The 10,225-nt window shown below is 64.5% G+C and carries 7 protein-coding genes, 1 tRNA gene and 1 pseudogene; 3 read left to right on the top strand and 6 right to left on the bottom strand.

What is annotated here, in order from left to right; translation table 11 throughout:
• Positions 1-277 precede the first annotated feature (277 nt).
• From GGQ90_RS29810 to GGQ90_RS03640, 4 genes and pseudogenes are all read right to left on the bottom strand, one after another.
• Positions 278-400 (bottom strand): annotated as a pseudogene (locus GGQ90_RS29810) (DUF6538 domain-containing protein); the annotation flags it as partial.
• A gap of 93 nt (positions 401-493) precedes the next feature.
• Positions 494-569 (bottom strand) — tRNA-Ile (locus GGQ90_RS03650).
• A gap of 26 nt (positions 570-595) precedes the next feature.
• Entirely contained in the window at positions 596-1,639 is a 1,044-nt protein-coding gene (locus GGQ90_RS03645; protein WP_188080860.1) for a polysaccharide deacetylase family protein, read from the bottom strand.
• 73 nt (positions 1,640-1,712) lie between these two features.
• Positions 1,713-3,446, bottom strand: a complete 1,734-nt coding sequence (locus GGQ90_RS03640; protein WP_188080859.1) for a sensor histidine kinase — start codon at positions 3,444-3,446, stop codon at positions 1,713-1,715.
• A gap of 200 nt (positions 3,447-3,646) precedes the next feature.
• Between GGQ90_RS03640 and GGQ90_RS03635 the strand changes: the two genes are divergently transcribed.
• Positions 3,647-4,120, top strand: coding sequence for an Lrp/AsnC family transcriptional regulator (locus GGQ90_RS03635; protein WP_004207648.1), 474 nt, complete (start codon positions 3,647-3,649; stop codon positions 4,118-4,120).
• A gap of 94 nt (positions 4,121-4,214) precedes the next feature.
• Here GGQ90_RS03635 and GGQ90_RS03630 read toward each other — a convergent pair whose 3' ends face one another.
• A complete protein-coding gene (locus tag GGQ90_RS03630; protein WP_188080858.1) occupies positions 4,215-5,495 on the bottom strand; it encodes a tetratricopeptide repeat protein in 1,281 nt (426 codons plus the stop codon).
• A gap of 101 nt (positions 5,496-5,596) precedes the next feature.
• A complete protein-coding gene (locus GGQ90_RS03625; protein ID WP_188080857.1) occupies positions 5,597-6,868 on the bottom strand; it encodes a hypothetical protein in 1,272 nt (423 codons plus the stop codon).
• 276 nt (positions 6,869-7,144) lie between these two features.
• On the opposite strand from GGQ90_RS03625, the gene gyrA reads away from it, so the two are divergent.
• Together gyrA and GGQ90_RS03615 are read left to right on the top strand one after the other, a co-directional pair.
• Positions 7,145-9,880: a DNA gyrase subunit A gene (gyrA, locus tag GGQ90_RS03620; RefSeq protein ID WP_188080856.1), complete on the top strand. Its 2,736-nt coding sequence runs from the start codon at positions 7,145-7,147 to the stop codon at positions 9,878-9,880.
• Positions 9,877-10,224: a DUF952 domain-containing protein gene (locus tag GGQ90_RS03615; protein WP_010336100.1), complete on the top strand. Its 348-nt coding sequence runs from the start codon at positions 9,877-9,879 to the stop codon at positions 10,222-10,224. The genes gyrA and GGQ90_RS03615 overlap by 4 nt, the downstream gene beginning before the upstream one ends.
• Position 10,225 lies beyond the last annotated feature (1 nt).

The following is a 10,225-nucleotide window of genomic DNA, read 5'->3' as shown; positions in this document are numbered from 1 at the left end:
CCGGCAACTCAACGAAAGGCCAAGGAAAACGCTCGAATACCAAACACCCGCAGAGCGTTTCCAAGCCTGTGTTGCCGCCACCCGTTGAACCCACCACCTGATCCCATAGTTCAATCCGTTCTAAGTCCGCCTCCCACAACAGGCGCTCCTGCTCTAGCTGGGCTGGGGATTTGGCCGCTGGAGGCTTGGACTTTCCCTGATCCGATACAGAATCTTTTCGGGCACTAGCGAACAGCGCGTCGGATTTTATGATTTCTTTCGGGATAAGCCGCTTGGCGTGCTCCCTATCCTTGGTCCGCAGGGACAGCATGATTTCACGCTTACCGAGGACAGCGCGCAAATCGTCAGGCACAATGCGCCGAAAATAGTAAACCGAGCCGCGCTTAGCGAGATAGGACATGGGCTGTTCCATAACTGTTACAGATGTAACAGACGCCCGTAAAAAGTCCTTATCTTTCAACGTTTTCCAAGCCTTTCAACAGCTTAGAGACGATGGTGGGCCCGGCAGGACTCGAACCCGCAACCTAGCCGTTATGAGCGGCCAGCTCTAACCATTGAGCTACAGGCCCCACCCTGCGCGGCTGGATAGGCAGCATCAGGCGGCTTGGCAAGCCTCCGCGCGCGCCGGAATGGCATCCAGCAACTGATCCAGGCCAACCGCCGCTACGCCGCGCCGCGCCAGATGGTTCAGCACCCTATCCCACCAGCCGTAAAAGGCCGTACGATCGGCTTCGTCGCGAACATAGGGCGTGTGGCCCGGCTCCAGCGTGGGCGAATGGAAACTGAAGTTGAGGACACGCACGCCCTCCTCGATCAGCGCGTCGATCGCCGCCGTCGCTTCGGACGCGGTAATGCCTTCGGGCGTCAGCGGCACGCGCGAGAGCATCCGCGCCCGCGCCAGTGCACCTGCCAGCGGCCCCATCGCCTGGGTCGCGCGATAAAGCCCCTCGCCTCCCCCCCGCAACAGGCCGGTGATCGCCGTCGACAGCGGCAATTCGACCAGGCTGCGGGTCGGCCCCGCCCAATAGGGATTTTGCGGCAAGCCATGGAAATCGGGGCCATGCTGGCCGCTATAGTCGAACCGGCTACGCACCGATGTGTCCAGGCGAAAACCCGCCGCTTCCAGCAGCCGCGCGCTGTTGGGGCCGACACCGTAACGCCCCGCACGATAGGCGATCGGCCGCCGGCCAAAGCGATCCTCAATCCGCCGGCACAGCGCCTCCAGCTTGGCAGCCTCCACCGCTTCGGGCAACGAACCGACATAGGAATTGGCGGCGTTCACATCCTCGACATGGGGCGGATTGACCCAGGGGTGGAGATGCGCGCCGACATCGGCTTCGCCCGCGGCCACCCACGCCCCCATCATCCCGGCGGCCGCATCACTATCCACCACCGGATAGTCGGTGACATAAACGGGCTTCACCCCGGCCCCCGCGAAATAGGCCTGGCCGCGCGCCATGCCGGCCAGCGCGGTGACGCCATGCCCTTCGCGTCGGAAGGGCGCGTTCCAGTCGAATTCCTCCTCGGTATCGACGAACAGCATGAAACGGGTGCCGAACGCGGCCGGAAGCGCAATCATGTCCTCGGGCAGCGGCGCCCGAAGCAGATTGCCGTCATGATGATGATGAGCTGATTGCATCGCCCTTCCCTATCCCGCAATGGTTGCGATAGGGTTTCGTTCCGGTCAAGCCCGCGCCCGACCAGCCCGAAAATCAGCCATTGCCAACGACATCCTCTTCCATCCCGTCGACCGGGATGCGCAGCAGGAAACGGTCCGGGCCGACATCCAGGCTGCCGCCGCAACCGGCCGCCAGGCTGCGGATCAGACGCAGCGAGAAGCCCAGCCCCAGCAACGGCCCATCCGCCCAATCGCCCTCCGGCGTATAGCCCGGATCCAGCAGATGCGCCTCGTCCATGCCGCTCAGCGTCGACGGGCGATCGATCGCCAGCACGACCTTGCCCGACGCGCCATCGGGCTGGAACCAGCAGGTGCCGGTCACCGCCTCGCCCTCGGGCGCGACCGAAATCAGCGTGCGCAGCAGATGCTGCACCATGCGCTCGCCCTGCACCGGATCGATGCTGATCTGCGGCAGATCCTGCGACACGGCGATGTCGATCGGCGTCACTACCCGGCCTTCCTGATCGCGGAAACGGGCCGCGACCTGCATCACCAGCAATGCCGGATCGATCGTCTGCGGCGCGCCGATGCCATCACCGCGCGATACCTTCGCCGCCAGATCGAGATCGTCGAAAGCCGCCAGAAGATGGCGCGCATCGACGGCGATATTGCCGGCCATCTCGCGATATTCAACGCCCGCCGGGCCGAACAATTCCTGTTCGATGATCTCGGCGAAGCCCAGGATCGCGTTGAGCGGCGTGCGCAGTTCATGCACCAGCTGGCGCAGCGAATCCGCCGACAGGCCAGCAATCGTCACCGCCCCCGAAGGGGTCGTCGCCACTTCGTGCAGATAGGGGCGCCGTGCCTGGCCGCGATAGCCCTGGAAACGGCCCGAGCGCGGATCGAAGAAGGGCGTCGCCGACAGCCGCCATTCGCCCGCCATCATCCCGCCGATGATGGTGAAGCGGCCATTCTGGAAGCCGCTGCGACGCTGGAAGGCACCGGCGACATGGCCGTCCGGGCCGCTCGCCCCTTCTAGCGCGATTTCGCCGAGCGACAGGCCGACCAGCGCGGCGCGCGGCCCTTGGTCCACCCAGACCAGCACGCCGGTCGAATCCGTCTCGAAGGCGAAGAAATGCGGCTGCTCGTTGCGCAATGCGGGCTGCGACACCGGCGCGACGATGATTTCCTGCGCAGGCGTCTCCTCGGGCGGGCGCCGGTTGCTGGTGAAGCGCGCGATGCGATCGACCAGATTGCGGATCTGGTCGGGGCCGGGTTCGCCCACCGGCTGCGGCGCAACCTCCTGCTCGACGGCGGGTTCGGTTGCGAGCGCCATGTCCGCCGTCAGCAGCATGTCGGTTTCGCTGGCGCCTGGGCCACTGGTCAGCACCAGGTCGGTCGGGCCGAAGGCTTCGAGCCCCTGCCGCGTCTCCGGCCCCATGTCGCGGCGGCCGCGCAGCACGCCCCGTGCGGTGGGGCTGAGATGCGGCAGCAGTTTGGCCCAGAGCGGATCGGAGAGGCGCGCGCGGGCCATAGCCGCACCGGCAATCGCCGGCCGATCGCCGGCAAAGAAACGGATCAGGCTGGCCGAACGCAACCGACCGCCCAGTTCGACGACGGTCGCGATTCGCTGCATTTCAGACAGTTGCGGCCGCAACTGGCCCAATCGGTCAAGCAAAGCCTCGCGATCGGGTGCGTCCATGGGGGGACGATCATAGCGATCATGCTGTGCCAGCAGGTCGACGCATTGCCGCCACAGCGTCACCGCGCCCACGCCGCTGCGATTGTCGGCAGCCAGCACGGTTTGCATGATGTCGTTGAAGCGCAACCAAAGTCCCCATATTCAAGCGGTAGCAGGCGGCATGCCTGCATCGCCGTTCGTTACATCCTAACCGATAAGCAGTCCTTACCCAAAGCGAAAGCGTGATTTCCGCGCACAATATGAGCGTCGCATAGTGGGACAATTGCATTGCTCTGAAATATTATTATGATGCGCCCGCAGTAACAGGTAAGGAAATAATCAATCTGATGGCGGGGCCAAATATCGACGACATCGACCTGCAGATCCTGGGCGAATTGCAGGACAATGGCAGGATGACCAATGTGGATCTGGCGCGGAAGGTCGGGCTGACGGCTCCGCCATGCCTGCGCCGCGTCCGCGCGCTGGAGGAAGCCGGCGCCATCACCGCCTATCATGCCGTGGTCGACCCGGCGATGCTCGGCTATACCATCACCGTGTTCGCGATGGTCAGCCTCAAGAGCCAGGCCGAGGCCGATCTCAAGGCCTTCCAGGACCATGTCGATGCGCTGCCCGAAGTGCGCGAATGCCATATGCTGAACGGCGAGATCGACTTCATCCTGAAGGTGGTCGCGCGCGACCTGCAGAGCTTCCAGCAATTCCTGACGTCGAAGCTGACGCCCGCCCCCAATGTGGTGAGCGTCAAGACATCGCTGACGATCCGCACGTCGAAGAATCTGCCCGGCGTCCCGCTGCCGGTCTGATCCGGCCAGCCCGCGACAGCCGGCACACAAACGCAACGAAAAGGGCCGGCCCCGCAGGGGGACCGGCCCTTTTGCATGTCACGTCACGCCGCGATCAGCTGGCCGTCTGGGCCGTGCCCTGCTGCGCCGACTTGCGATGTTGCAGGTCCACCCAGACCGACCAGAAGCCGGCGACATTGCTCCAATTGCTGCCGCTGGTCACCTGCGCCAGCGTCGTCTTGGCACCGGGCAGATCGCCCGAACGCGCCAGCGCGATGCCGAGGCGCGCATTGGCCCGATCGGCATCAATGCTGCCCTTGCTCAGCGCCAGCCGATATTGCTCGACGGCCTGCGGATATTGGCCGAGCGAAAAATAGCCATCGGCCGCGTTCAGCGCCGCCTTGCCATCGCTGGCGGTCGCCGCCTTCTTCGCCAGCGCGGGCATGCCGGCGATATCCTTGGTCGCCTTGGGCGTGACGGCTTTCAGCAATTGGGCCGTGGTCGCCTGGCTCGCGGTCAGCTTGCCGGCCGAACGGCCCGCTTCGATGATCGCCTTGGCCTCGGCAAAATTGCCGGTTTTTTCGGCCAGTTGGGCGTAGGTCTGATAGTCCCGCTCGCTCGCCATCGCGCCGTTGGCGGCCTGGAGGCGATAGAGGTCGAGCTGGATCTGCGCGTCGCTTTCCTGCCCGGCCAGATAGTTGATCAATGCCGATCGCCATTCGGGCGTCGAAGGATAGACTTCCAGCCGCTCGCGATAGAGGCTGCTCACCTCATTCCAGTCATTGGCCTGATAGGCCATGGAAATGGCGCGGTCATACCAGGGCGCCGGGATCGGCTGCCCCGACGCCTTCTGCAATGCCAGCGCCTCCTGCACATAGACGCGCGCGTCCTTGGGCTTGTTCTTGCGCATCGCGATGTCGGCGCGCAACATGGTGGCGTCGATGCCGGTATAGCCGAGCGTCTTGGCATAATCGAGCTGAGCGACAGCATCGGTATAGTTGGCCACCATGTAGGACAGGTAGCCGGCGATGAAGCGCAGGCGCGGCGCATCCGCCTTGGGCACGGAACTGGTCTTGAACATGTCGGTCAGCGCGATCCGCTGTGCCTGGATGTCCCGACGCAGCACTGCCACCTCGAAGCGCAGGCCGGCCGCGGCATAGGCTTCGATGTCAGTGGTCGGGTTCAGAGCGGCGATCCGCAGATTGGCGGTCGATGCGTCACGCGCCTTGATCGCGGCGTCAGCAGCCTGCACATCGGCGCGGAAGGCGTCCGACATCTCGATCGGCGGCCCCGCCACCACGATCTTCTTCTTGGCCGATGCCGGCGTCGCCAGCACAGCACCAGCCAGCATGACCGGAAGCCCGATAGTCAGAAAAATATGATCCCGCATGGCCATGACAGGCCTCCCCCACTGTAAATCCCGGCCCAGCCGGTCATTCAAAAAATGAAGGCATATAGGCCATCGGACGACCGATGGCCTATATGCTTATACTAGTTTCAAGCCTTGGTGCCCAGATAGGTCAGCCACAGATCAGCGATCTGCTTGCGTGCGCCACCCTGGACCGCCTCGAACGCCGTCTTGGCGCCAGCATTGTCGCCACCCATCGTCTTGGCAATGCCCAGACGGGTGTTGATCTCGTCCGCGTCCACGCCGCCCTTCTGCTTGGCCAGTTCAAACATCGCCGCCGCCTTGGCATAGTCGCCATAGCCCAGATAGGCGTCGCCGGTCGCGGCCGCGACCTTGCCATTGGCGGCCTTGCCGGCATCCGCCTCGGCAGCGCCCAGCGTAGACTTATCGCCCGGAATACGGCCGACAGCCGCCTGGTAGATGTCACCCGCCTGGCTGACGTTCAGCACGCCCTTGGCGCGGCCGGCGTCGATCGTCGACTTGACCTCGCCATAGATGCCCGTCTTCGACGCCATTTCGGCCAATTCGGTGAAGTCGGCAGCAACCACCAGACCCTTGGCCGCCGACATCAGGCGCAGCACGTCCAGATTTTCGCGGTTGGTGATGTTCGGGTTCGCCTGCTGGAACAGGCGGATCAGCGTGCGGAGATTTTCGCCGCTCGGATTGGCAGCATAGGCCCACTTGGCCCATTCGGTGACTTCCGGCAGGCGCGCAGCGGCCGCACGGCTGACGCCGATCTGATACCATTGCGCCGGCACGGGCTGGCCCGACGCCTTGGTCGCGTCAGCGGCGGCCTTCAGCGCGGCCAGGCCCTGCTGGTTGAAGCCGCGGGCGGGTTCCGCCGAAGCGTTGCCCGTACCGGCCTTGCCGAAATAGGCCTGGGCGATGGTCGGGTTGACCTGTTCCGACTTGTAGCCGGCAGCCAGCGCCGCCTGGCCGCGCGCGATTGCGACGTCATAATTTTTCTGCGCCAGCGCGGCGTCGGCCGCCACCATGTTGAACTGGCCGGTCTGCTCGGGCGGGGTCAGACCGCTGTCGAGCATCTGGTTGAGGCCTTCCATCTTCAGCGCATCATCCTTGCCCTGGATGCCGGTGTTCAGCTTGATCGCGCCAATCTGATATTTGTCGTCGTTCGACGCCGCCTTGCCATCGGCCTCGGTCAGCGCCGTCTTGGCACCGGCAAAATCCTGGGCATCGGCGGCCTTCTGGGCGGCCTGAAGCGACTTGAGCACCTCCGGCGACACATTCAGCTTGCGGCCGGCCGGCTTTTCTTCCTTCTTCGCGGCGGAGGCGGGAGCCGAAACGGCGCCGCCGGTCAGCGCCAGAGCCAGCGCGAGCGACAGCGGGGTAACAAAACGCATGATCCTCATCTCCTTTTCGCGCCTGGCTAGGGGACCACAGGCGACATCCGGGTTGAGCGCCGATTAGGGGTCGGCGCGTGAACGGGCTTTGAACAAGCCTATATCCGCGCATTTTGCAACTGTCATGCTGCGGCTTCGTTCCGCTTTTCTGCACGCCCGCCAATCACCGCCTTGGCTGCACATGCGGGCGCGCGGGCGCGCGCGAGGGGTGACAGATTTGTTTCGCTCGGCTAGTGCAGTGGTAACGCATCACACCCATCCAAAAAGAGAATCGCCTTGACCGACGAGACCGTCCTCGCCGACCCTTCGGACATCAGCCCCATCAGCATCGTTGATGAGATGAAGTCGAGCTATCTCGACTATGCCATGTCCGTCATCGTCTCCCGCGCCCTGCCGGACGTGCGCGACGGCCTGAAACCGGTGCATCGCCGTATTCTCTTCTCGGCCCAGGAATCGGGCTTCGTCTACAACCGCCCCTATCGCAAGTCGGCCCGTCTGGTCGGTGAAGTCATGGGTAAATATCACCCCCATGGCGACAGCTCGATCTACGACGCGTTGGCCCGCATGACCCAGGACTGGTCGATGCGCGTGCCGCTGATCGACGGCCAGGGCAATTTCGGTTCGATGGATCCCGATCCGCCAGCCGCCATGCGTTATACCGAAGCGCGCCTTGCCAAGGTCGCGACCGCGCTGCTGGACGATCTCGACAAGGATACGGTCGACTTCACGCCCAACTATGACGCCTCGGAAAGCGAGCCGCAGGTACTGCCGGCCCGCTTTCCCAACCTGCTGGTCAATGGCGCCGGCGGCATCGCGGTCGGCATGGCCACCAACATCCCGCCGCACAACCTGGGTGAAGTGCTGCGCGCCTGCCTCGCCTATATCGAAAATCCGGCGATCTCGACCGACGAACTGATCCAGATCGTCCCCGGTCCCGATTTCCCGACAGCGCCGCTGATCCTGGGCCAGTCGGGTGCCCGCAACGCCTATCATACCGGCCGCGGCTCGATCCTGATGCGCGCCCGGCACGAGGTGGAGGAAGGCCGCGGCGACCGCCGCTCGATCGTCCTCACCTCCATCCCCTATCAGGTCGGCAAGAGCGGCCTGGTGGAGAAGATCGCCGAAGCCGCCAAGGACAAGCGGATCGAGGGCATCAGCGACATTCGCGATGAATCCAACCGCGAAGGCGTTCGGATCGTCATGGATCTGAAGCGCGATGCCACCCCGGACGTCGTCCTGAACCAGCTGTGGCGCAACACCCCGGCCCAGTCGAGCTTCCCCGCCAACATGCTGGCGATCCGCGGCGGCCGCCCGGAACTGCTCGGCCTGCGCGAGATCATCGAAGCCTTCGTCAAGTTCCGCGAAGAGGTCATCACCCGCCGCACCAAGTTCGAGCTGAACAAGGCGCGCGACCGCGCCCATATCTTGCTCGGCCTGGTCGTCGCCGTCACCAATCTCGACGAGGTGGTGAAGATCATCCGCGGTTCGGCCAGCCCCGCGGCTGCCCGCGAATCGCTGCTGGCGCGCGAATGGCCGATCGGCGAGATCGCGCCCTATCTGCGCCTGGTCGAGGCGATCGAGACCGAAGTCAGCGGCGAAAGCTACAAGCTGAGCGACGTCCAGGTCCGCGCCATCCTCGACCTGCGCCTCCACCGCCTGACCGCGCTCGGCCGTGACGAGATCGGCAAGGAACTGGCCGAACTGGCCGAAGCCATCGCCGAATATCTCGCCATCCTGGGCGACCGGGTGAAGCTCTACGCGGTGATGCGCGAAGAGTTCGAGGCGATCGAGAGCGAATTCGCCACGCCGCGCGTGTCGGTCATCGCCCCTGCCGCCGACGGCATCGATGACGAGGATCTGATCGAGCGCGAGGAGATGGTCGTCACCGTCACCGTGCAGGGCTATATCAAGCGCACCCCGCTCGAAAGCTTCCGCGCCCAGGGCCGTGGCGGCAAGGGCCGGTCGGGCATGGCGACCAAGGATGAGGATGCCGTCACCGAATTGTTCGTCACCTCGACGCACACGCCGGTGCTGTTCTTCTCGACCGCCGGCAAGGTCTATCGCATGAAGGTCTGGCGCCTGCCCGAGGGCGGCCCCGCCACCCGTGGCCGGCCGATGATCAACCTGCTTCCGCTGGCGCCGGGCGAAACCATCCGCACCGTCCTGCCTCTGCCGGAGGATGAGGAAAGCTGGAAGGAACTGCACGTCATGTTCGCCACCGCGAACGGCACCGTGCGCCGCAACAGCATGGACGCCTTCGCCAATGTGCCGAGCAACGGCAAGCTCGCGATGCGCTTCGACGAAGGCAGCGACGATCGCCTGATCGGCGTTGCGCTGCTGACCGAAGAGGATGACGTCCTGCTCGCCACCCGCCAGGGCCGCGCCATCCGCTTCGCCGCCACCGACGTGCGCGAATTCCAGAGCCGCACCTCGACCGGCGTGCGCGGCATGACCTTGAAGGACGGCGACGAGGTCATCTCGCTCTCGATCCTCAAGGGCTTCGACGCGACCACGGAAGAACGCGACGACTATCTGCGTGCCGCCCCCTGGAAGGAGAATGAGGCGACCCCGGCGATCAACAGCGTCGAACGCATGGCCGCCTTTGCTGAAGCCGAACAGTTCCTGCTGACGGTTTGCGCCAATGGCTATGGCAAGATCAGTTCGGCCTATGATTATCGCCGCACCGGTCGCGGTGGCCAGGGCATCACCAATATCGACAATATCGCCCGCAACGGCCTGGTCGTCGGCAGCTTCCCGGTCGCGCTGGAGGATCATCTGATGCTGGTCACCGATCAGGCGAAGCTGATCCGCATGGGCCTGTCGTCGATGCGCGTCATCGGCCGCAACTCGGCCGGCGTGCGCCTGTTCAACGTCGCCAAGGACGAGCATGTCGTTTCCACCGCCCGGATCGAGGACGGCGAAGATGACAGTGCGGAGGCCGGGGCTGAGGCTGCGGCCGAAGCCACCGTTGAGAGCACGCCTGAAACCGGCAACGAGGGTGGCGAAGCGTGAGCGAGCTGTTCGCCTACAAGATCCTGACCGCCGAACAATATGACCAGTTCAAGGCCGACGGCGTGTTCAAGGGCGCGCCGATCGACCTGCAGGACGGCTATATCCACATGTCCACGCGCGATCAGGCGGCCGAAACGGCGGCCAAGCATTTCGCGGGACAGGATCGGCTGGTGATGCTGATGATCGACCTCGCCCCCTTTGGCGAGGCGATCAAATGGGAAGTGTCGCGCGGCGGCGCACTCTTCCCCCATCTCTATGGCGACCTGCCGATCAGCGCCGTCGCCGGCAAGGTGATCCTGCGCCTCGACGACGCCGGCAATCACCTGTTTCCGGCGGGGTTCTAAT

Source organism: Sphingobium scionense, assembly GCF_014197035.1.
GTDB lineage: Bacteria > Pseudomonadota > Alphaproteobacteria > Sphingomonadales > Sphingomonadaceae > Sphingobium > Sphingobium scionense.
This window is presented reverse-complemented; position numbering and strand designations above follow the sequence as displayed.

Bases quoted from the DNA above. Each gene is read 5' to 3' on its own strand.
- GGQ90_RS03645 (WP_188080860.1), bottom strand. From the start codon at position 1,639: ATGCAATCAGCTCATCATCATCATGACGGCAATCTGCTTCGGGCGCCG.
- GGQ90_RS03630 (WP_188080858.1), bottom strand. From the start codon at position 5,495: ATGGCCATGCGGGATCATATTTTTCTGACTATCGGGCTTCCGGTCATG.
- GGQ90_RS03625 (WP_188080857.1), bottom strand. From the start codon at position 6,868: ATGCGTTTTGTTACCCCGCTGTCGCTCGCGCTGGCTCTGGCGCTGACC.
- GGQ90_RS03635 (WP_004207648.1), top strand. From the start codon at position 3,647: ATGGCGGGGCCAAATATCGACGACATCGACCTGCAGATCCTGGGCGAA.